30 protein-coding genes are annotated in these 22430 nt (G+C 33.3%); all 30 read left to right on the top strand.

Annotated elements, in window-relative coordinates:
- Positions 1-10 precede the first annotated feature (10 nt).
- A complete protein-coding gene (gene nusA, locus QVO42_RS01005) occupies positions 11-1321 on the top strand; it encodes a transcription termination factor NusA (protein ID WP_022424334.1) in 1311 nt (436 codons plus the stop codon).
- A gap of 12 nt (positions 1322-1333) precedes the next feature.
- Positions 1334-1585 carry an RNase P modulator RnpM gene (rnpM, locus tag QVO42_RS01010; protein WP_022424335.1) on the top strand — a complete coding sequence of 84 codons (252 nt, stop codon included), beginning with the start codon at positions 1334-1336 and terminating at the stop codon, positions 1583-1585.
- Positions 1578-1880, top strand: coding sequence for a L7Ae/L30e/S12e/Gadd45 family ribosomal protein (locus tag QVO42_RS01015; protein WP_022424336.1), 303 nt, complete (start codon positions 1578-1580; stop codon positions 1878-1880). The genes rnpM and QVO42_RS01015 overlap by 8 nt, the downstream gene beginning before the upstream one ends.
- A gap of 3 nt (positions 1881-1883) precedes the next feature.
- Entirely contained in the window at positions 1884-3728 is a 1845-nt protein-coding gene (infB, locus tag QVO42_RS01020) for a translation initiation factor IF-2 (protein ID WP_022424337.1), read from the top strand.
- A gap of 3 nt (positions 3729-3731) precedes the next feature.
- Entirely contained in the window at positions 3732-4061 is a 330-nt protein-coding gene (gene rbfA, locus QVO42_RS01025; protein WP_022424338.1) for a 30S ribosome-binding factor RbfA, read from the top strand.
- Positions 4062-4178: 117 nt separating this feature from the next.
- Positions 4179-5318 carry an N-acetylglucosamine-6-phosphate deacetylase gene (gene nagA, locus QVO42_RS01030; protein ID WP_022424339.1) on the top strand — a complete coding sequence of 380 codons (1140 nt, stop codon included), beginning with the start codon at positions 4179-4181 and terminating at the stop codon, positions 5316-5318.
- A 2-nt stretch (positions 5319-5320) separates the two neighbouring features.
- The gene (locus tag QVO42_RS01035) at positions 5321-6199 is read left to right on the top strand and encodes an aldose 1-epimerase family protein (RefSeq protein ID WP_022424340.1); all 879 of its coding nucleotides are present in this window, start codon (positions 5321-5323) and stop codon (positions 6197-6199) included.
- 88 nt (positions 6200-6287) lie between these two features.
- Entirely contained in the window at positions 6288-6779 is a 492-nt protein-coding gene (locus QVO42_RS01040) for a hypothetical protein (protein ID WP_022424341.1), read from the top strand.
- Entirely contained in the window at positions 6769-7464 is a 696-nt protein-coding gene (locus tag QVO42_RS01045) for a pseudouridine synthase (RefSeq protein WP_022424342.1), read from the top strand. The genes QVO42_RS01040 and QVO42_RS01045 overlap by 11 nt, the downstream gene beginning before the upstream one ends.
- A gap of 36 nt (positions 7465-7500) precedes the next feature.
- Complete coding sequence (gene trmB / locus QVO42_RS01050; protein WP_022424343.1) at positions 7501-8154, top strand: tRNA (guanosine(46)-N7)-methyltransferase TrmB; 654 nt, start codon at positions 7501-7503, stop codon at positions 8152-8154.
- Positions 8147-8464, top strand: coding sequence for a thioredoxin family protein (locus tag QVO42_RS01055; RefSeq protein WP_022424344.1), 318 nt, complete (start codon positions 8147-8149; stop codon positions 8462-8464). The genes trmB and QVO42_RS01055 overlap by 8 nt, the downstream gene beginning before the upstream one ends.
- Positions 8465-8485: 21 nt before the next feature.
- A complete protein-coding gene (locus QVO42_RS01060; RefSeq protein WP_022424345.1) occupies positions 8486-9133 on the top strand; it encodes a hypothetical protein in 648 nt (215 codons plus the stop codon).
- The gene (gene acpS, locus QVO42_RS01065) at positions 9133-9456 is read left to right on the top strand and encodes a holo-ACP synthase (protein ID WP_022424346.1); all 324 of its coding nucleotides are present in this window, start codon (positions 9133-9135) and stop codon (positions 9454-9456) included. The genes QVO42_RS01060 and acpS overlap by 1 nt, the downstream gene beginning before the upstream one ends.
- Before the next feature lie 62 nt (positions 9457-9518).
- Positions 9519-9866: a single-stranded DNA-binding protein gene (locus QVO42_RS01070; protein ID WP_022424347.1), complete on the top strand. Its 348-nt coding sequence runs from the start codon at positions 9519-9521 to the stop codon at positions 9864-9866.
- Between the two features lie 18 nt (positions 9867-9884).
- Positions 9885-11690, top strand: a complete 1806-nt coding sequence (lepA, locus tag QVO42_RS01075) for a translation elongation factor 4 (RefSeq protein ID WP_022424348.1) — start codon at positions 9885-9887, stop codon at positions 11688-11690.
- A 110-nt stretch (positions 11691-11800) separates the two neighbouring features.
- Entirely contained in the window at positions 11801-13873 is a 2073-nt protein-coding gene (locus QVO42_RS01080) for a peptidoglycan D,D-transpeptidase FtsI family protein (RefSeq protein WP_022424349.1), read from the top strand.
- Positions 13874-13944: 71 nt separating this feature from the next.
- Entirely contained in the window at positions 13945-14094 is a 150-nt protein-coding gene (rpmG, locus tag QVO42_RS01085) for a 50S ribosomal protein L33 (RefSeq protein WP_006506678.1), read from the top strand.
- Positions 14095-14133: 39 nt separating this feature from the next.
- Positions 14134-14739: an MBL fold metallo-hydrolase gene (locus QVO42_RS01090; RefSeq protein WP_022424350.1), complete on the top strand. Its 606-nt coding sequence runs from the start codon at positions 14134-14136 to the stop codon at positions 14737-14739.
- 217 nt (positions 14740-14956) lie between these two features.
- Positions 14957-15823, top strand: coding sequence for a peptidylprolyl isomerase (locus tag QVO42_RS10525; RefSeq protein ID WP_022424351.1), 867 nt, complete (start codon positions 14957-14959; stop codon positions 15821-15823).
- A 74-nt stretch (positions 15824-15897) separates the two neighbouring features.
- A complete protein-coding gene (locus QVO42_RS01100) occupies positions 15898-16887 on the top strand; it encodes an ATPase, T2SS/T4P/T4SS family (protein ID WP_022424352.1) in 990 nt (329 codons plus the stop codon).
- Complete coding sequence (locus QVO42_RS01105; protein WP_022424353.1) at positions 16877-17875, top strand: type II secretion system F family protein; 999 nt, start codon at positions 16877-16879, stop codon at positions 17873-17875. Before QVO42_RS01100 ends, QVO42_RS01105 begins: the two co-directional genes overlap by 11 nt.
- Positions 17876-17883: 8 nt before the next feature.
- Entirely contained in the window at positions 17884-18189 is a 306-nt protein-coding gene (comGC, locus tag QVO42_RS01110; protein ID WP_022424354.1) for a competence type IV pilus major pilin ComGC, read from the top strand.
- Positions 18182-18574 (top strand): competence type IV pilus minor pilin ComGD, encoded by a 393-nt coding sequence (gene comGD / locus QVO42_RS01115; RefSeq protein WP_022424355.1) that lies wholly within the window; start codon positions 18182-18184, stop codon positions 18572-18574. Before comGC ends, comGD begins: the two co-directional genes overlap by 8 nt.
- Complete coding sequence (locus QVO42_RS01120; RefSeq protein ID WP_022424356.1) at positions 18564-18782, top strand: hypothetical protein; 219 nt, start codon at positions 18564-18566, stop codon at positions 18780-18782. The genes comGD and QVO42_RS01120 overlap by 11 nt, the downstream gene beginning before the upstream one ends.
- An 80-nt stretch (positions 18783-18862) precedes the next feature.
- Positions 18863-19171, top strand: a complete 309-nt coding sequence (locus tag QVO42_RS01125) for a ComGF family competence protein (RefSeq protein WP_238634479.1) — start codon at positions 18863-18865, stop codon at positions 19169-19171.
- Complete coding sequence (locus tag QVO42_RS01130; protein WP_022424358.1) at positions 19158-19526, top strand: hypothetical protein; 369 nt, start codon at positions 19158-19160, stop codon at positions 19524-19526. Before QVO42_RS01125 ends, QVO42_RS01130 begins: the two co-directional genes overlap by 14 nt.
- Before the next feature lie 68 nt (positions 19527-19594).
- Positions 19595-20152, top strand: a complete 558-nt coding sequence (gene efp / locus QVO42_RS01135; protein ID WP_022424359.1) for an elongation factor P — start codon at positions 19595-19597, stop codon at positions 20150-20152.
- Between the two features lie 93 nt (positions 20153-20245).
- Positions 20246-20590, top strand: a complete 345-nt coding sequence (locus QVO42_RS01140; protein ID WP_022424360.1) for an Asp23/Gls24 family envelope stress response protein — start codon at positions 20246-20248, stop codon at positions 20588-20590.
- 110 nt (positions 20591-20700) lie between these two features.
- Positions 20701-21105: a transcription antitermination factor NusB gene (gene nusB / locus QVO42_RS01145; RefSeq protein WP_022424361.1), complete on the top strand. Its 405-nt coding sequence runs from the start codon at positions 20701-20703 to the stop codon at positions 21103-21105.
- Positions 21105-22427 carry an exodeoxyribonuclease VII large subunit gene (gene xseA, locus QVO42_RS01150; protein ID WP_022424362.1) on the top strand — a complete coding sequence of 441 codons (1323 nt, stop codon included), beginning with the start codon at positions 21105-21107 and terminating at the stop codon, positions 22425-22427. The genes nusB and xseA overlap by 1 nt, the downstream gene beginning before the upstream one ends.
- The last annotated feature ends 3 nt before the right edge of the window (positions 22428-22430 follow it).

Here is a 22430-nt window from a genome sequence, read left to right on the forward strand (position 1 = left end):
GGTAAAAAACGTGGCGAAAAAGGATAAAGGTTATAAATCAGCTCTTGAAAATCTTATTGAAGATAAAGGGCTAGATAGTGCTATTGTAATTGAAGCATTGACTGAAGCACTTGCTAAGTCATATAAGAAAAACTATAGTGGGGCAGAATCAATCGTTGATTGTAAGATTGATGATGATGGAAAAATCAGAATTTTTACAACTCATTATGTTGTAGATGATGTAAATGATGAAGATTTTGAATATTCTATTGAAGAAGCACAGGAAATTGATCCAAAATATCAGGTTGGAGATGAAGTTGTTGAAGAAGCTGATATTTCTGAATTTGGTCGTTTAGCTGCAATTCAAACTAAACAGTTATTAAGACAGAAAATCAGAGAAGCTGAAAAAGAAGCTTTATATAATGAATATATCAATAAACTTGATGAAATCATCAATGGTACTGTTGATCGTGTAGAAGAAAGATTCGCAATCATCAACATTGGTAAGACAGGTGCACTTCTTTCATCTAAAGACCAGATTCCTGGTGAAACTCTAGTTGAAGGTGAACATGTTAAGGTTTATGTGAGTGAAGTAGAACGTACTACTAAAGGTACTCATATCAGCGTATCTCGTACTCATGAAGGATTAGTAAAGCGTTTATTTGAAATGGAAGTTCCTGAAATCTTCGAGGGAACTGTTGAAATCAAATCAGTATCTAGAGAAGCAGGTGAACGTTCTAAGATTGCTGTCTATACAGCAAATCCTGATATTGATCCTATTGGTGCATGTGTTGGTCCAAAGGGAAATCGTGTTAGAAATGTTGTTGAAGAATTAAATGGTGAAATGATTGATATTATTGAATGGTCTGAAGATCCTGTAACATTCATTTCTCATGCTCTTTCTCCAGCTAAGGTTGAAAGAGTGAAATTAAATCATTCTAAGAACAGTGCTTTAGTTGTTGTACCTGATGATCAGTTATCTCTTGCTATTGGTAAGCGTGGTCAAAATGCAAGACTTGCAGTTAAATTAACAAACTGGAAGATTGATATTAAATCAGTATCTGAAATCTTAGAAGAAGGTATTGATTTAGATGCACCTGAAGTAGATATGGAACTTCTTGAAAAGATGAAGAAATCTATGGAAGAACATGAAGCAGATGATGAAAAAGAATCTATCATTTTAACTCTAGATGAAGATGAAAATGAAGAAGATAAGGTAGAAGAAGACTTCGGTGATGATGAATCATTTGATGATGAAGATGATTCAGAAGAACCAGATCATGATCCTAAATATGATGAAGATATTGATTATGATCAGTATGATGAATATTATGAAGACTAGAGGTGATCTTTTATGAAGAAAGTGCCTTTAAGAAAGTGTGTGGCAACTGGTGAACAGCTGCCAAAGAAAGAACTTATTCGTATTGTGAAAAATAAAGAAGGAGAAGTTTCTGTCGATCCAACAGGTAAAAAGAACGGTCGTGGAGCTTATTTAAAACGTTCCTTGGATGCAATTGAACTTGCAAAAAAGAAAAAGATTTTAAATAGAGTTCTTGATACTGAAATTCCTGAAGAAATCTATGAGGAGCTTAAGACTTATGCTTAATAAGCAGGTGGCTTCTTTATTAGGTCTTGCGATGCGTGCAAGAAAGCTTGCGACTGGAGAGAGTGCTTTAAAGGCTGTCCAGTCACAGCAGGCTCATCTTGTCTTTATTGCAAGTGATGCAAGTGACAATACGAAGAAGAAATATATTGATAAGTGTACATATTATCATGTAGATTATTATGTTGCTGGCACAAGTGAAGAGCTCTCTAATTCTGTTGGTAAAATCAATAGAATGGCAATTGCGGTACTTGATGCTGGTTTTGCGAAAAGTATAAAATCTAAGTTAGGAGGGTAATTTATGGCAAAAAAGAAGAAAAACATAAAAAACAAAGGGAATGACAAGAAGAAAATGATCTCAAACTTTCCTAGCAAGAAAGAAGAAAAAGCTGTTGTAGATGGTGTTGTTGAATATGAAGAAGGCATCACTGTTGATGAACTTTCTCAAAAGATTGGTCAGACACCAGCAAATGTTATCAAGGTTTTATTCATGTTAGGTACAATGGTGACAATCAACTCATCATTAAATGATGAACAGGTTGAACTTATTTGTATGGAATATGGTCTTGAATGTAAAAAGGTTGTTCCTGTAAGTGAAGTAAACTTTGAAGATTTAGAAGTTGTTGATGATCCTAAAGATTTAGAGCCAAGACCTCCAGTTATTACTATCATGGGTCACGTTGACCATGGTAAGACAACATTGCTTGACCATATTAGAAAGTCAAGAGTTGCTGAAGGTGAATTTGGTGGTATTACACAGCATATCGGTGCCTATCAGGTATCAGTAAAAGGTAAGAAGATTACTTTCCTTGATACACCAGGTCATGAAGCATTTACTGCAATGCGTGCACGTGGTGCAATGATTACTGATATTGTTATTATTGTAGTTGCTGCTGATGATGGTGTTATGCCTCAGACTAGAGAAGCAGTAGACCATGCTTTAGCTGCAAATGTACCTATTATTGTAGCTATTAATAAGATTGATAAACCAGGTGCTGATCCTCAGCGTATTATGACTGAAGTATCTGAACTTGGACTTATGCCTGAAGAATGGGGTGGAGATGTTCCTTATGTAAACATTTCAGCTAAACAGGGTATTGGTATCGATGAATTATTAGAAACAGTTACAGTTGTAGCTGAACTTGCTGAATTAAAAGCAAATCCAAAGCGTATGGCTTATGGTAGTGTTATCGAAGGCCGTCTTGATAAGGGTAGAGGACCAGTTGCGACTTTATTAATTCAGAATGGTACTTTAAGAAGTGGTAACCCAATTGTTGTTGGTGCGACTTATGGTCGTGTTAGACAGTTAGTTGATGATCGTGGACGTGAAATTAAATCTGCTGGTCCTGCAACTCCAGTAGAAATCACTGGTTTAAATGATGTACCTGAAGCAGGTGATAAGTTCATGGTATTTGAAACTGAAAAAGAAGCGAGACATGTTGGTGAAGAACGTGCTCAGAAGAAGATTGAAGAAGAAAGAAACTCTACTTCAGCAATGAGTCTTGATGACTTATTCTCTCAGATGAAGTCTGGTGAAGTCGTTGACTTAAATATCATTGTTAAAGCTGATGTAAATGGTACTGCAGAAGCAGTTAAGAGTTCATTAGAAAAGATTGATGTAGAAGGTGCAAGAGTGAACGTTATCCGTTCTACTGTTGGTGCTATTTCTGAATCTGATATCCTTCTTGCAAGTGCTTCTAAGGCAATCATTTATGGTTTCAATGTAAGACCAGATGCTAATGTACGTCGTAAAGCAGATGAAGAAGGTGTAGAAATCCGTTTACACCAGGTAATCTATAAGATGGTTGAAGAAATTGAAGCAGCCATGAAGGGTATGCTTGCTCCTGAAATGGAAGAAGTTGTTACTGGTCAGGCTGAAATAAGACATATTTATAAAGTTTCTAAGATTGGTAACATTGCGGGATGTTATGTAACAGATGGTTCTATTAAGAGAGATTGTGGTGTCAGATTAATTCGTGAAGGTATCATTGTTTATGAAGGTAAGCTTGCTTCATTAAAGCGTTTCAAGGATGATGCGAAGGAAGTTAATCAGGGCTATGAATGTGGTTTAACTATCGAAAACTATAACGATATCAAAGAAGGCGACATCGTTGAAGGATATGTTATGCAGGAAGTTGAAGGTTAATTTATGGCTTCATTAAAAGTTGATAAAATGAATCATTATATCATGAAGGAATTATCATTAATTCTTCGTGATGAAGTAAAAGATCCAGCTTTACGTATGTGTACTGTTACTTCAGTAAGCTGTACAAACGATATGTCTGTCGCAAAAGTTTATGTGACATTCATGAAGAATCAGGGTAAAGGTCTTCAGGCATTAGAAAGATGTAAAGGTTTTATCCGTTCACAGCTTGCTAGAAGATTAAAAATCAGAAAATGTCCTGAATTAATCTTCAAGGTAGACGAATCATTAGAATATGGTAATCGTATTGAAGAATTAATTAAGAACTTACACTAAGAGTCTCTATCAAGAGGCTCTTTTTTTACATTAAAGACAAAATATATACGTATAAAAATTCGTATAATTTCATTATACGATAAATATGTGCTATAATAGAGAAAGGAGGATTTCAATATGAAAAACGTTATTATAAATGGTAAAGTGATTTTAGAAGATTCAATTAAAGAATTAAATGTATTTTTTGAAAATGGAAAGATTAGAGAAGTCAGTAACCGTGTACCTACTGATGAAACAGTAATAGATGCAAAGGGCTTATATGTTGCGCCTGGTATGATTGATGTGCATACTCATGGACGTAATGGTAGCGATACAATGTATGCAACTTTTAAAGATTTAAATAATATTTCTGTATCAGAATTAAAGACAGGTGTAACGAGCTTTTTACCTACAACTATGACTATGCCAGCTGAAGATATTAAAAAGGCTATTGCAGCAGGCTATGATAATAAGGATAAGGTAGAAGGTGCTAAAATCTTAGGTATGCACCTAGAAGGACCTTTCTTTAGTGTGAAATATAAAGGTGCTCAGCCAGAAGAATGTATGATTGCACCTACTGTAGAAAACTACTTATCTTTTGCAGGTGATCATCCTGATTTTGTAAAGAAGCTTTCTTTAGCACCTGAAATTGAAGGTGCAGTAGATCTAATTAACTATTTAAGAGAACAGAACGTTGTTGTTTCTATGGGACATACTGATGCGACTTATGAAGAAGCAGTGAAAGCTATTGAAGCAGGTGCGACTTCAGGTACTCATACTTATAATGCGATGACTCCTTTAAAACATAGAGAGCCAGGTGTTGTAGGTGCTGTAATGCTTCATGATGAAGTATATGCAGAACTTATTCTTGATGGTATTCATGTATCATTCCCAGCAGCTAAGATTTTATCTAAGATGAAAGGTGCAGATAAATTAATTTTAATTACGGATTCATTAGAGGCTGCTATGCTTCCAGATGGCACTTATGAATTAGGTAATCAGAAGGTTTATGTAAAGGATGGTCAGGCACGCTTGAAGTCAGGCAATCTTGCTGGTTCTACTGCAAACCTTAATCAGTGTGTAAGAAATGCTTATAAACATCTTGATTTGCCATTATATGAAGCTATTGGTTATGCGACTAAGAATCCTGCAGATCATCTAGGTTTAAAGGATTATGGACGTATTAAAGAAGGATGCGTAGCTGATATGATTCTTATTGATGATGAAATTGATATTAAGAGAGTCATTTTAAATGGTGAAACTAAAATTGGAGGGTAGACATGATTACAATTAAAAATGATTATTTAGAAGCACAATTTGATCCTAAAGGTGCTGAAATCTCAAAGCTTATTGGGATGCAGGATGGCCTCAACTATATGTGGAAGCAGGATCCTTGTTTATGGGGACATAGTGCGCCTGTACTTTTTCCAATTGTAGGTGCATTAAAGAATGGAACATGTCGTATTGATGGCAAGGAATATCATATGAATCAGCATGGTTTCTCTAGAAATACTGAATACGAAGTATATGAACATGATGATACACATGTAGTGTTCCATTTATCTTCTAGTGATGAAATCAAGAAAATGTATCCTTATGAATTTGATTTATATGTGACTTATACATTAGTAGACAATAAATTAAAAGCTGAATTTAGAGTAGAAAATCATAATGAAGATGTAATCTATTTCCAGATTGGTGGTCATCCAGCATTTGCCTGCCCATTTATTGAAGGTGAAGATGCGAATGATTATTATATTGAATTTGAACAGAATGAAACGGTAGATCAGAAAATTATTGATGTAGAAAGAAAAGGTATGTCTCATGAAACAAAACGTTTATTTGATAATGAACGTCATTTCTTTGTACGTCAGGCTATGTTTGATAATGATGCAGTTGTAGTGCCTCATTTTAAATCTCGCTATGTTTCATTAAAGTCACTTACTAATAATAAGAGTTTGAACTTCTACATGAAGGGCTTTGATCATTTAGGACTTTGGACAAGCAAGCATGTGGGTGGTTTACTTGCCATTGAACCTTGGGTTGGACATACTGATTATGTTGACTTTGAAGGAGATTTCAAAGATAAGGAAAGTGCTGTGGCACTTAATAAGGGTGAAACATTTAATTGCGAATTTGCTGTTGAAATTTTCCAGTAAGAAGACAAGAAATTGTCTTCTTTTTTTAACATTGTATTTACGTTTTATAGATGAGAATGTTATAATTTTTAAATAGGAGGCAGTTCGTATGAATAAGTTGTTGGTGGTTTTGCTTTGTTTATTTATGACGGCATGTGGAACAAAGACAAAAGATTCAGATATTTCAGATAGTGTATTAAAAAAATACAAAGAAGATTTGTTATATATCAAAAAAACTAAGGAATTTGATAATATTTCTGATAAAATGAATATAAAATTGTATTATACGAAAATAAATGAAGGATATCGATATGAATTAGTCATTGATGAACCAAAAGAGAACATGTACAATATTAAGGCTATTTCATATAGTTCATCATGTTTAGATGATTATCAGCCGACAATTGGATATTTTGATAAGGAAACTTATTCTATGGTTCCTGGAGTCGTTGATAAAAAGAAGAATATTTATAAGGGTATTTCTTTGTCAGGAAGAGTAAAGAAGAAAGATACGCTTAAGGTTTATGTTCATTATGATCAAAATGAATCAGATTCTGATGAAAGTTATAGTTATTGTTTTGAGGTGAAGAATGAGAATTGATAAATTATTAGCACATTGTGGATATGGCTCAAGAAAAGATGTGAAGCAGCTTTTAAAGGATGGAGTTGTTGTTTTTAATGGTAAGAAGATTAAATCATCAGGAGCTCATGTTGATCCTGAAAAAGATGAGATTTATGTAGATGGTGAAAAGATTGTTTATTCAAAGTATGTTTATTATATGTTGAATAAGCCAGATGGTTATGTGAGTGCAACAGAAGATAATCTTTATCCTACGGTTATTGATTTGATTAAAGAATACCATCCTGGACTATTCCCAGTAGGAAGACTTGATGTAGATACAGAAGGTCTCTTGCTTATCACTAATGATGGGCAGCTAGCACATCGTCTTCTTTCTCCTAGAACACATGTTCCTAAAACTTATTATGTTAAAGTGAAGGGAAGACTTGGAATAGGTGATATCAATGCAATTACTAAAGGTATTCCTTTAGAAGATTTCACGTGTATGCCAGCTTTTTTGAATATTATTAAGAGCGATGAAATTAGTGAGTGTGAAGTGACTATTTATGAAGGCAAGTTTCATCAGGTTAAAAGAATGTTTCAAGCGTGTGGTAAAGAGGTTGTTTATTTGAAGCGTATCAGCATGGGAGAACTTAAACTTGATGAGAGTCTTAAATTAGGTCATTACAGACCACTTACAGATGAGGAAATTAATAGCATACTATAACGTTTTATGATATAATAACAATGATATGGAGGTTTTATGAGATTAAGAAATAATCCTGATGCGATGCCTTTTTTACAAGAGCATGCAGATTTAGTTTTTATTGATCCACGTGACCACTTAGGTAAGTGGCATGAGGTATTCGGAAATAACAATCCTATTGCGATTGAAATCGGAATGGGAAAAGGTGATTTCATTATCGAAAATGCGAGAAGGAATCCAAATATCAACTTTATTGGTATTGAAAAATATTCAACAGTTCTAACTATTGCGGTAAAGAAATTTTTAGAAATGGAAACTTTACCAAATCTTCGCTTTATGAAGGAAGATGCTGCAGTTTTAGGTGAAGTATTTGCGGAAGGTGAGATTGATACAGTTTATTTAAACTTCAGTGATCCTTGGCCTAAAAAGAGACATTCAAAGAGAAGATTGACTTATTCTTCATTCTTGGATGTTTATAAGAGTATTTTAAAGAATGAAGGTCATTTGATTTTTAAGACAGATAACCGCCCGTTCTTTGAATTCTCACTTGTTTCTATGAATAATTATGGAGCACGTTTCCATGATATATGTTTAGATCTTCATCATAGTGAAGGATATGAAGATAATGTGATGACTGAATATGAAAAGAAGTTCTCACCATTTGGCACTATTTATAGAATCGATATTGATTTTGGTGATATGAATGGATAAGCTCATTCAATTGCATTCTTTAGAAGAGTTTAAAGAAGCTATCCAGAATAAATGTATTATCGTATTTTCTACAGATTGGTGTCCAGATTGTCTTTATATGAAAACCTATATAGAACATGTTGTTGAAAACAATCCAGCATATCAATTCTATTATGTGAATCGTGACGATATGCTTGATTTATGTATTGAATTAAATATCTTAGGTATTCCTTCTTTTATCGCATATGATAAGGGACAGGAACTAGGACGATTGGTATCGAAATTAAGAAAGACAGAGGAGGAAGTTCAGTCTTTCATTGATTCAATTTAAAAAAGAAAGTGTGGGTTGAATATGAAAATTACAGATTGGATTATGGGTAAAGATATGGATTTTGAAGATACTGTAAAGAAAGAGGAGCCACCACATGTGGATCCTGTGATTGAACAGCGTCGTAAAGAAAAGTTCAGTGAACCTATGATTTATAACGAAGAAAAAAAAGTTGAAGAACAAAAAGTCGAAGTAAAGGTTCCTGTAGTAAAGAAAAAAGAAGAACCTAAAAAGCCTAAAAAGCAAGAATATGTCATGAGTCAGATCATCTCTCCAATGAACGGAGTGCAGGAATCTAATAACCCTGTGCCACAAAAAAAGCCAGCAGTTAAGAAAAAAATAAAAAGACGTGAGGATGATGTGGTACCGGTATTAAGTCCTTTTTATGGCGCTCAAGGAATTGAGGAAGAAAAGCCTGTTGTGAAAAAGGCAAAGAAGGTAGAGAAAGTACTCAAGAAGGAAAGCAGTGAAGTGATTGATTCTGTAGAAAACCGCTTGAAGAATTTATCTACTTTAACACTTGAATCACAAGAAGACCTCAAAATTGTTGAAGAGAGAACTGGTAAGTTCAAACATGACATGGAGAATGAAGATCCTTTGATTGAAGAAATCAATGATGATATGAGCTATGATGAACTCATGAATCTTTATGAAAAGAAGTTTGAAGATTAATGGGGATTGGTGTTGATATCGTTGAGCTTTCTCGCTTAGATATTGAGAATGAAAGATTTGTCCGTCATATTTTGTCAGATGCAGAATATGAGATATTTCAATCATTCCCTACCAAAAAGCGTAAGAGAGAGTATCTAGGTGGTCGTTTTGCAGCCAAGGAAGCTTATCTGAAAGCAAATCACCTAGGTATTGGTGGTATTTCATTTCATGATATTGTCATTTTGAATCATGAAGACGGAAGTCCTTATCTCAATGATGAGGATGCAGACATTTCTATTGCACATGATGGTGGCATTGCGATCGCTTTTGTAAATAAGAAATAATTTTATTTAACCCGTATTCACCTTCTTCTTAAAACTAGTCTTTTGGAGGAGGTGATTTTTATATGTATAATCAAGTATTTCTTGTGGGTAGACTTGCTCAGATGCCTGATTATGAAATTATTAATAATTATCGAAAGGATGCTTTGATCCATATTATGGTTTATCGTCCTTTTGATGAAGTGAAAGGATGTAGGGATTATGATTTGGTTCCTATTATCTTGTGGAGAGGTTTAGCGGAAATGATTAATGATACATGTCATGTTGGCAGTGTCATTGCAGTAAAAGGAAGATTGAATGATCTTGAAGACAAGCCCGATTATCAAGGATATCGTGTCATGTCTGTACGTGCAGAGTCTTTCGAGGTTCTTGATGAGAAGCTCAAAGAACTTCAGAAACCGCTGACTATGTAGAAATAAGGAGGTTTATTTATGGTTGATCAGTCACTTATTAGAAACTTTTCAATTATCGCACATATTGACCATGGTAAGAGTACCCTTGCCGATAGAATTTTACAATTAACTGGCACAGTAGCTGATCGTGATATGAAGGATCAGTTACTTGATGATATGGAACTTGAAAGAGAACGTGGTATTACAATCAAATTAAATGCAGTATCTCTTTCATATACTGCAAAAGATGGTAAGACTTATCTTTTGCATCTTATTGATACACCGGGCCATGTTGATTTCTCTTATGAAGTATCACGTTCCCTTGCAGCCTGCGAAGGAGCTATTCTTGTAGTAGATGCGGCTCAGGGTGTAGAAGCACAGACTCTTGCGAATGTTTATCTTGCATTAGATAATAATTTAGAGATTCTTCCTGTTATTAATAAAATTGATCTTCCTAGTGCAGATCCTGATAGGGTTGCAGAAGAAGTAGAAGATTTAATTGGTCTTCCTGCAGATGATGCACCTCGTATTTCAGCTAAGACAGGCTTAAATGTTGACCAGGTACTAGAAGAGGTTGTAACTAAGATTCCTGCACCTAGTGGTGATATTAATAACCCTACACAGGCTTTAATCTTTGACTCTTTCTATGATGCGTATAGAGGTGTTATTATTCTTGTATGCGTTAAGGAAGGTAAGATTAGAGTAGGGGATCACATTCATTTTATGGCAAGCGATGCTGATTACGAAGTTGTAGAATGCGGTGTGCATACGCCTCGTGAAGTGAAAAAGGATGAACTAGTAACAGGCGAAGTAGGATGGATTGCAGCAAGTATCAAGTCTATATCTGATGTTCATGTAGGTGATACAGTTACTACTTTAGAAAACAAAGCATCAGAGCCGTTACCTGGTTATAGACGTATGAACCCAATGGTTTATTGTGGTCTTTATCCTATTGATAATGTTAAATATAAAGATTTACGTGAAGCACTTGAAAAGATTGCATTAAGTGACTCTTCACTTGTTTATGAACCTGAAACATCTCAGGCTTTAGGATTTGGTTTCCGTTGTGGATTCCTTGGATTACTACATATGGATGTTATTGAAGAAAGACTAGAAAGAGAATTTGGTCTTGATTTAATTGCGACAGCACCATCTGTAATCTATAACGTTTATTTAAGTGATGGTTCTATGATTGAAATAGATAACCCAGCTTTATTGCCAGATCCAACAACAATTACACGTATTGAAGAACCTTATGTACGCGCAGCAATTATGACACCTGATGAATTTATTGGTCCTATTATGGAATTATGTCAGAACAAGCGTGGAGAATATGTAGATATTGAATATCTTGATGATACAAGAAGAAATGTTATTTATTATATTCCACTATCAGAAATTGTTTATGATTTCTTTGATAAATTAAAATCATGTACTCGTGGCTATGCTTCATTTGATTATGAATTACATGGCTATCGTGCAAGTAATTTAACAAAGATGGATATTCTTTTAAATGGGGAAGTAGTCGATGCATTATCTTCTATTGTTCATAAAGATTTTGCGTATGATCGAGGAAGAATCATCTGTGAGAAATTAAAGACTATTATTCCAAGACAGCAATTCGAGATTCCGGTTCAGGCAGCTATTCAGGGACGTGTTATTGCTCGTACTAATATTAAGGCAATTAGAAAGAATGTCCTTGCAAAGTGTTATGGTGGGGATATTTCACGTAAGAAGAAACTTCTTGAAAAACAGAAAGAAGGTAAAAAGCGTATGAAGGCTGTAGGAAGTGTAGAAATTCCACAAGAGGCATTCATGGCTATTTTATCTGTGGATGATGAATAGGCAGAGTTATTTCTGCCTTTCTTTATTTTTTCACACATTTGATTTTCTCTAATTAATTGAAATAAAAAGAATATACATATATAATATGAGAGAAAAAAGGTGGGATTTGATTGTTTAGTAATAGACCGATAAAGTTTATTGGGCGAAAAGAAGCCCAGGAACAGGAACGTAATCAATTAGATAATGTAGTTGCACGTCGTTTCTATATTATTATTGGCGTCGTTATTGTGATAGCAAGCATTTTTGCATTAAGACTTTTTTATATGCAGGTCAATAAGTCTGACTTTTATTCAGCAAAGCTAGAACAATATAGTACAAATACATTTGAAGTCGATGCATTACGTGGTGAAATAGTAGATAGAAACTATAATAAGCTTGTATATAATGAGAATGTAGTATGTGCAACTTATTATGCAGTCAAAGGAATTAAGGATGATGAAATCAAATCAATGGTTAATTTCTTGACTAAGAATTGTAATATTGATATTTCTAGCGTTACTGAGAGAGAAAAGAAAGACTATCTGATCATGAAGGATAAGAAGTTTGCAAAATCTCTTGTGTCAGAGGCAGAGGAGAAAGCTCTTGCAGCAAATGATGATGGAGATACTGAATATTATAATTTACAACTTAAACGAATCACAGATAGTGTATTAAAGAAGCATTTAAGTGATGATGATGTACGTTATTATAAGCTTTATTATACGATTAAGAATTGTAAGAGTGGCTCAGCAGTGCTTCTTGAAAATATTAGTTATCAAGAAGCAAGTGTTATTGGTGAAAACAATGACTTATTAAGAGGTATTCAGGTTACAAGTGACTGGAAACGTGCTTATACTGATGAGTCTACTTTAAAGAGTACACTAGGAAAGGTCACAACTAAGAAACAGGGGTTACCTGCTACATTAAAGGACGAGCTTCTTGCATTAGATTATAGTAATGATTCACGTGTAGGGACTTCAGGACTTGAAAGACAGTATGAAGATATCTTAAGTGGTAATAAGTCAGTGATGACTTTAAAGTATGCGAGTGATGGAACACCAATCGTCAAAACAAAGAAACAGGGTAGCAGTGGTGAGAATATTCAGTTAACGATTGACTGGGATATTCAGTCACAATTGACTCAGATGGTAGAACAGTGTCTTTATAGTCATACAGCAGAAAGATATCAGCAGCATATCTATTGTATAGTGATGGAACCTAAAACAGGTGATATTATTGCGTTAGTTGGTAAGGAATACAATAAGGAGAAGACACCTTATGAGATGAAGGATGCGACTTATCTTACTTATACAGGTGCTTATCGTATTGGTTCTACTATGAAGGGGGCTGTTATTTATGCCTGCTTCAAGAATAACATTATTAAAGCTAACCATTATGAAGCAGATACATCTGAAGGTTTAAAGATTGCTGGTACTAAAGCTAAGCATTCTTGGAATAAGAGTGGTTTTGGTAATATCAATGAAGTACAGGCATTGGCTTATTCTTCTAATATTTATATGATGAAGATTATCATCAAGCTTGCTGGTGGTCATTATCAGTATGATAAACCAATTCATATCGATAAGAGTGCCTTTGCTAAATTAAGAAATGCAGCAGGAGAATTAGGTTTAGGTGTTAAGACTGGTATTGATTTACCTTACGAAGCAGCAACTGGTCCTCGTGTAGAAGAAGATACTGCTGGTAAGCTTCTTGACTTCTCTATTGGTCAGTATGATACATATACACCATTACAGCTTGCTGTATATGCGTCTACTCTAGCAAATAAAGGTGTCAAAGTGCAGCCACATCTTTATAAGAGTTCTTATAAGACAGATACTTCTGGCAATATTGTGACTCTTAATACGCATAAGAAGCATATTATGGATGATGTCTCAGAAGGTAATGAAGATGCATTTAATCAGATTCAGGCTGGTATGAAAGCCGTAGCTACTTATGGTACAGCTGCAGGTTCTTTTGCTGGGTTCCAGTATGATATTTCTGGTAAATCAGGTACTGCAGAAGACTATACGCATACAGGTAATGTCGATCATCCTAACCATTTGTTTATATCATATGGTCCTAGTAAGGATCCACAGGTTGTAGTAGCTGTTCTTGAAGAAAGATTAAAGGGTGCAAATGATGCGCCAAGTATTGCGAAAAAAGCATTTAGTCTTTATTTTGAAAAATATGGCTATAATAATTAAAAAAAGAACTAGTAATTTATGAATTTATATGATATTATATTGAAGCAAACTTATTTGGAGGTGTAATATTCATGAGAGATAATATTATCTTAAAGTGTACAGAATGTGGTGAAGAAAACTATATCAACACAAAGAATAAAAAGAGTCATCCTGAAAGGGTTGAATTTAAAAAATATTGTCCAAGATGTAACAAGAAAACTGTTCATAAGGAAAAGAAATAAGCCTCAAGGCTTATTTTTTTTATACAGGGAGGTAATTGTATGATAAAAAGAATAGTAGTAGGTCCTATTCAAGAGAATTGTTATATTGTGAGTTATGGTTCGAATTGTGTTATTATTGATCCTGGAGATGAATCAAAGCGTATTATTGAAGAAACAGCACAGTTAGATGTTAAAGGAATTCTTATTACACATGGCCATTATGATCATATTGGCGCAGTAAATGAATTAAGAGATTATTATCATACAAATGTCTATGCAACAGAAGATGCAAAAGATATGATGCTTGACTGGGATGAGAATCTATCAGTGATGCTTGGCGGAGAAAAGTATATTGTAGATGATGTAATAGCCATCGAAGACAGCATTACATTGGGTGAAATGTACTTTGGAATTTATAAAACACCTGGGCATGCAAAAGGAAGCTGTCTTTATTATTATGCAAAAGAGGATGCGTTATTTACAGGTGATACATTATTTAAAGGTGGCTGTGGAAGAGTAGATTTTCCAACAGGAGATAAGTTCTCTTTACTAAAATCTTTATCTCGTATAAAGAATCTTGACTTAGATGCATACGTTTATCCTGGTCATGGACCAGAGTCAACTCTCTCTTTTGAAAAGAAAAATAACCCATTTTTGTCTTTTTAAGGTACAAACGGTGTTGTTTAAAGCAAAATATAAAGAATATAAATATTTAGGTATATAATCTTTTTGAAGTGGATTATAACTATATGATTTTCCCTCATGTATATGAGTTCTACATTCTCGTTGTCCATTTCAATTGTCCTCTATGCCCTGAAATAGAGGACTTTTTTGTTGGCAATTAATGCGCTTTCAATTATAATAAATGATGGAGGTTTAAAAGATGAAGAAGTTAATACGTATAATTCTTGCTTTGGCTATAGGTTCTACTCTTATTGGATGTTCTTCTAAGCCAGGAGGTACTATTGATTTAACGAGTCATATTAAAGTATCAATTAAAGGGTTTAATGGAAAAGGAGAAGTTTATATCGATAATAATACAAAGTACGATAAAACGAATTCAGACATTAGAGACTTTGTAGCTGATATAGAATATACTTTAGAGAATGGAACAAATGGTGCTCTTTCTAATGGTGATGAAATTACTATTAAAGCGAAATATTCTAAATCTAAGGCAAAAGATTTAGGATTGACTATTAAGAATCCGACTAAGAAGGTTAAAGTATCTGGACTAAAGGATTTATTAACAGGCTATTATGATTGTGAAATCAAAGTAAAGAACTATGGTTCAATTAAATTGAAGTTAGATGCGAATACTGCACCTATTACAGTGAGCAACTTTGTAGGTCTTGCAAATAAAGGTTTCTATAATGGGTTAACATTCCATCGTATTATTAAAGGATTCATGATTCAGGGTGGTGACCCTAATGGTGATGGTACTGGAGGATCTAAACAGACAATTAAAGGTGAATTCTCAGCTAATGGTGTTGATAATCCTTTAAAGCATACAAGAGGTGTTATTTCAATGGCGAGAAGTCAGTCATATGATAGTGCGAGCAGTCAGTTTTTTATTATGCATGAAGATGCACCTTCATTAGATGGTCAATATGCAGCCTTTGGATGTGCTTATTCAGGTATGGATATTGTTGATAAGATCTGTGATGATGTCAAAACAGAAGACAGCAATGGAACTGTTTCTAAAAAGAACCAGCCAGTCATTGAAAGTATTACATGTACAAAGATTCAGTAATTTCTACTGAATCTTTTTTTATTTTATGAGAAAAATGGGTTTCAAATATGTATGTAATAGTAGGAGGTTATTTTATGGATGAACTATTTGAAACCATTTTTTTCAAAGCTCTGAAGGCAGACTCTACAGATATCCATTTTAAGCTGACAGATCATTTGAATATTCAATTCAGAGTATTTGGAGAGTTACAGCCTTATCAGGAGTATGAAAAGACAATAGGGGCTAAAATCATGAATTATTTGAAATATAAGTCTTTTATTAACGTGAATTATAAGATGGTTCCTCAAACAGGTGCTTTTCATTATTATCTGAATGAGCATATCTATTTCTTACGTGTCTCTTATTTGCCAGGTATGGATTTTGAAAGTATTGTTATTAGAATACTGAATAATCACGAAAACATTACAATTAATGAAATCTCAGAAATAGATGATTTTACTTTCTACCTCAATGAGGTATGTTATCAAAAGTCAGGGTTATTTTTAGTGGCAGGTGCAACTGGATCAGGTAAATCTACAACTTTATATGCGATTTTAGATAAGATTATAGAAATGGGTGGAAGAAATGTAGTCACGCTAGAGGATCCTATTGAAATAGTAAAGGAACATTGTTTACAGATAGAGATGAATGAAAGTATGGGAATAGACTATTATAATTCATTGAAACAGATTTTAAGACATGATCCAGATGTAATAATGATTGGTGAAATAAGAGACGAGAAGACAGCAAAACTGGCTATTACATGTGCTTTGACAGGACATCTGGTATTATCTACTATTCATGCGAGTAATTCTCTACTAGTTATTAAGAGAATGTTGAATTTAGGTATTAATGAAACGGATTTAGAAGATGTACTTATAGGTGTAGTAACTCAGCGTATTAAATATGATAGAAGAAATAGAAAGGTCATTATACTTCCCGAAACAATGAATAAGAACCAAATTAAAACATATTTTCTTGATCATACTGTCAGCTATCCATCATTTAAGGATAATGCACTTATGCTCATTAAAGAGAAGCATTGTGATCAATATTTGTTTAAGGATGAACTAAATGGACAATGATCTATTGTTTCTAGAAAACCTTTCTAATTTACTTGAACAGGGTTATGGCATAGAAGAAACATTACTTATTTGTAAAGATATCAACAATCATCCCAGCATTGATACAATACTACAGAAAATATATGGTGGGGAAGACTTAACAGACGCTTTATTAGACCCACATCTACCCAAGTTATTTATTGAATTCTTTACCTTCTTTTCTATGCGTTCTACTATTTCTGATGCAATTAAGAATAGCTTAAAGATCTATAATGAAATAATTTCGATAAGAAAGAAATTAACAGCACAGATGACTTATCCTTTAATTTTAATTGTGTTTTTACTTTTTTTCTCATTATTTGCGACATTTATTCTCTTTCCAAAAGTGACATCATTATTTAGTTCATTTGGAATGAATCCATCTTTGAGCTTTAGTATTCTATTTTTTCTTATTCGTTTGATTCCTATTCTTATAATCGGTATATTAGTTGCACTAATTGTTTCTTTTGTTTATTTCCTTATCGCACTTAAGAAAAAGAAGTACTGGATTATTGAGCGTTTTCTTAAAGTCCCTTTTTTGAAAAAGTATATTCAAAAGTATTTCACATTTAAGTTCTGTCTTTATTTTAATGAATTATTAGAGGATCACATTGATTCAAATACAATTATAACTATGTTGAATGAGAATATGACTCAGAGTGATATTAAGATAGTATTATATGAGATTTATACTAGATTAAAGGAAGGAGAGCAGTTAGAAAATATTATTGATGCTTTTCCTTATTTTGATCATCTCTTTGTATCTATGTATAAGATGTATTTAAAGAATCCTGAAGAAATAGGCTCAATGAGGGGTTATTTAGATATTTCTCAGGAACAGATTACATATGCAGTGAACAAGTTTACTAAATTCTTTGTACCTATTGTTTATGGGTTTGTCGCATTTTTCGTCATCACTATTTATGTAGCAGTTATTATTCCGATGATGAATGTTATTGGAGATATTTAGGAGGTTCTATGAAAAATAATAAAGCGGGTTTTACTTTAATCGAAATGATATTCTGTATTTCTGTTATTCTTGTGATTTTATTACTAGTTATTCCTAATGTTACAAGTAAGAATAATGTAGTAAAAGGCAAAGGATGTGAAGCGCAGGTGGAAGTTGTTAATTCACAGATTATACTTTATCAGATAGAGCATGATGAATTACCTACAAGTATTTCTCAATTAACATCTGGTTCTAATCCTTATCTCACTCAAAAACAAGCTACATGTCCAAATGGAAAATCTATTTATATATCAAATGGACAAGCTTATGTATAAGAAGGGATTTACAGTTATCGAGATGTTATTTGTTTTGTCTATTACAATCTTTTTATCATCACTTTGTATGACTATGCATACACGTACAATTAATGAACAGGAAGAAATAGCGCTTATTAAAGCAATGTTTGATGAAGCAAGAGCAATGGCTATAGTAGAAAAAGATACAGTAAAGGTATCAGTCTCTAATCATCGTATTGATTTGATTGGGAAAGAAAATAAGACATTAAATCTAGAGGAAGGCTATCAGTTTCTTACAAATCATACATTTACATATAATGATCATGGGCGTATTAAAATAGCCAAGACTCTTGTTTTAAAAACACCTCATCATACAAGAAAGTTTGTGTTTCAGTTAGGAAGTGGTGCTTATTATGTTACTTAATCATAAAGGAAATACACTTATTGAGTCACTTTTCGCATTGTCTATTTATTTGATGATTGTGGTTTATTTTGTTGGATCTTTGACTGTATTGAATAAGGCACAGCTTAGATTTAGATATGCTCAAGAAAATAGTAATAAACAGGAATTACGTATTGCAGAGGAAGGAGATGATCTCCAATCAAAACTCAAAGAAGCTTTACGCTCATAGAAATGTTGTTGTCTTTAAGTATTTGTTTAATGATTGTCTTGAATGTACCCTCTATCATACGTGTCTTAAAGGTCCCTGTAGTGAGTTATAATCAGGATATTGCGGTAGGCGCTAAACAGCTTGCTGATTATCTTCTTGTTTCTAAGATTAAGACATATAGTGAAGATATTGGATATTATGATGAGAAAGGTGAAGAGAATACCATTATTTTTGATAAGAGAAGACTTGTTAAAACACCAGGGTATGAAATATTAATAACTGATATCGACGATGTCATTTTCTTTGAAAAAGATGCATATATGTATATGACCATTACGAGAGGACAACAGAAATATACATATATGATATGTGACTTATATAGAAAGCAGGAAGATTATGTCGAGGAATAGAGGAAGCGTATTACAAGTAGTCTTAGTGATCTTCCTAATATTATTTACAAGTATATTTAGCTATTGTACGCTTGTAACAAGACAATATGAATTAACACGCTATCAGAGAATGATGAATGAACAAAGACGAATAGAAATACTTTTAAGAAGACATTGGCGTTCTACAATTGATCAGGACATTCTACTTAGTGATACCTATGAAATAGAAGAGAGTATTATTAGTTATACTGTAGATGATGATGGAAGGGATTATCTTATTGATTGTGATATTACTACAAAGTCTTATCACTATACAATGCAGGTTAAAATTGATATGGAAACTTTAGATATGCATGAGTGCATATATGGGCATTAATGGATACTTTACTTTATACTATTATATATGATATAATGGTGTCCGATTAGAAAGGATGATATAAAGTTATGATTAATGCAACTGATTTAAGACCAGGAGTAACATTTGAATATGATGGCAATCTTTATGTATGTTTAGATTATAGCCACAACAAGACAGCACGTGCTGCTGCAAACATTCGTGTTAAGATGAAGAACATGAGAACAGGAACTACTACTGAAATGACTTTTGGTAGTAACGCAAAGGTAAAGAAGGCTCAGGTAGAAAAGAGCAAAATGCAGTATTTATATGACAATGGTGGTATGTTAGTATTCATGGATAATGAAACATACGACCAGGTTGAAATTCCTGCAGATCGCTTAGAATGGGAAATCAACTTCATGAAACCTTCTGATAATGTAGAAGTAACAAGCTATGAAGGTGAAATTTTAGGTGTCGCATTACCAGTCAATGTACCATTTAAGATTATTGAAACTGAAGCAGCAGTTAAAGGTGATACTGCAACAGGTGCAACTAAGTATGCAACTATTGAAACAGGTTACCAGATCAAAGTACCTTTATTTATTGAAGAAGGCGAAGTTGTTGTTGTAAATACAGTTGAAGGTAAATATTCAGGAAGAGCTTAATCTCTTCCTTTTTTCATAGGGATATTGTATCAATACTTGTAATTATCCCTGTTTTCTTATAAAATATAAGGTAAAGAAAGAAGAGGTAATAGTATGGCACGTAATGAATATTATACATATAAGGATAGCCCAATTAATGGCGATATCATGATGAGTGTTCAAGTTTTTGATATTATCACTAAGCAGGTAGCTGCTGAAGATAAGGATATTAAGCTTGATACATCAAAAGGTTTTTCTGTAACAGGTACTAAGAATCTTGTGAACTGTACAATTAAAGATAATGAAGTTTATATTACAGTTCATGTTCGTATTAAATATGGTACAAACATTACAGCCAAGACAAAAGAATTACAGAAGAAAATTGCTTCTGGAATTAAAGAAATGGCTGCTGTAACAGTAAAGAGTGTTGATGTTGTAGTAGAAGCTATTGATTTCTAAAAGCAAGTCTAACTTGCTTTTATTTTTTTTGAAGAAGCAAAAAGATGTAAAATCTTTTATAAAAAGTGTTGATGTGTTAAAATGAATGAGTATTATGGAGGTCCTTTAAAATGGAAAAAACAATTAGACAAATCGCTAGAGAAAAAGCAGTTATTGCAGTATATCAATGGTTAACAGTTGATGCATCTAAAGAAGAACTTAAGGAATATGTTCATGCTGATGAAGCATTGCTTGAAGGTAGATCAGCAGAACAATTCTGTTATTGGTTGATTGATACAGTTATGGAAAATAAGAGTTCTTATGAAACTTTATTGAATACTAAATTAAAGAAAGGCTGGTCTTTTGACCGTTTAAATAAGATGGAACAGGCCATTCTTCTTGTTGCAACATGTGAATTATTAGAATCAGAATTAGATAAAAGTATTGTAATTAATGAAGCAGTTATTAATGCAAAAGAGTATTGTGATGAAGATTCCTATAAATTCATAAATGGTGTTTTAACTGCAATTGAATAATGGAAAGACAATATGTAAGCGTACATGCTTTAAATCGTTATATTAAAGCTGTACTGGATAATGATATGCAGCTTCAGACTGTATATATTCGTGGCGAGATATCTAATTATCGTCCACATCCATCAGGTCATATGTATTTTACTTTAAAGGATGATCAGACAGAATCATCCATTAGTGCAATTATGTTTGCATCACAGGCACGTTATTTAAAGTTTAGACTAAGAGATGGTATGAAGGTATTTATCACAGCACAGGTTTCTGTGTTTGAAAGAGCAGGAAGATATCAGCTTTATGTAAGAAGTATGCAGGAAGATGGTTTAGGTAGTCTTTACCTTCGCTTCAATGAATTAAAGCAGACCTTAAAAAGAGAAGGTCTCTTTAATACTATGCATAAAAAGGCTATACCTGTTATGCCTGAACGTTTAGCTATTCTTTCAGCTAAACAAGGGGCTGCCCTGCAGGATGTGTTACGTACACTCCATCAACGTTATCCATTAGTTAGAAGAGATATCTATCCTGTACCAGTACAGGGAAGAGATGCTTATAAGTATATTATAGAGACATTAAGACAGGTTGATCAATTGCGCTATTCTACTATTCTTCTTGTAAGAGGTGGAGGTTCTATTGAAGATCTATGGAATTTTAATGAAGAGGCACTCGCACGTTGTATTTATGATTTAAAAACACCTATTATTACAGGTGTAGGACATGAGACAGATTTTACATTAGTGGATTATGTCAGTGATTTACGTGCACCTACGCCTACTGCAGCAGCTGTAGCTGCAGTACCTTCTCAAAAGGAACTTTTAAGTCATCTCGAAAATAAGATTATGCAATTATCGAATGTCATGAGAAAGACTATTTATCTAGAAAAACAAAAACTAGAAAAGTATACACATTCCTATGTTTTTACCGACCCTTCTAGAATATTCGAAACAAAATTCATGAAATTGGATAATGTTCATCTTAAGCTGAATAATTATAAAATTAGAATTAAACAAAAATCACATTATGAAATGCATAAAAAAGTAATTCAACTCAATACATTGATTAAACAGAAACAATTGATTGAGACAAAGAATATTAGTAATAAGCAGGAATTACTTAAAAATTGTTTTGAGAATTATTTGAAAAATAAAAAGACTTCTTTCTCTTATTGTATTGAAAAACTTGATTTATTAAGTCCTTTAAAAACATTACAGAGAGGTTATATCATTTCTAAAAAGAATGATGCAATCATTAAGAGTGTGAAAGATCTTCATACAGATGATACAATTACACTTGTTTATACAGACGGTGAAAAAGAAGTCATAGTGAAGTAGGTG

Source organism: Catenibacterium sp. CAG:290, assembly GCF_000437715.1.
In the GTDB taxonomy this organism is placed as follows: domain Bacteria; phylum Bacillota_I; class Bacilli_A; order Erysipelotrichales; family Coprobacillaceae; genus Catenibacterium; species Catenibacterium mitsuoka_A.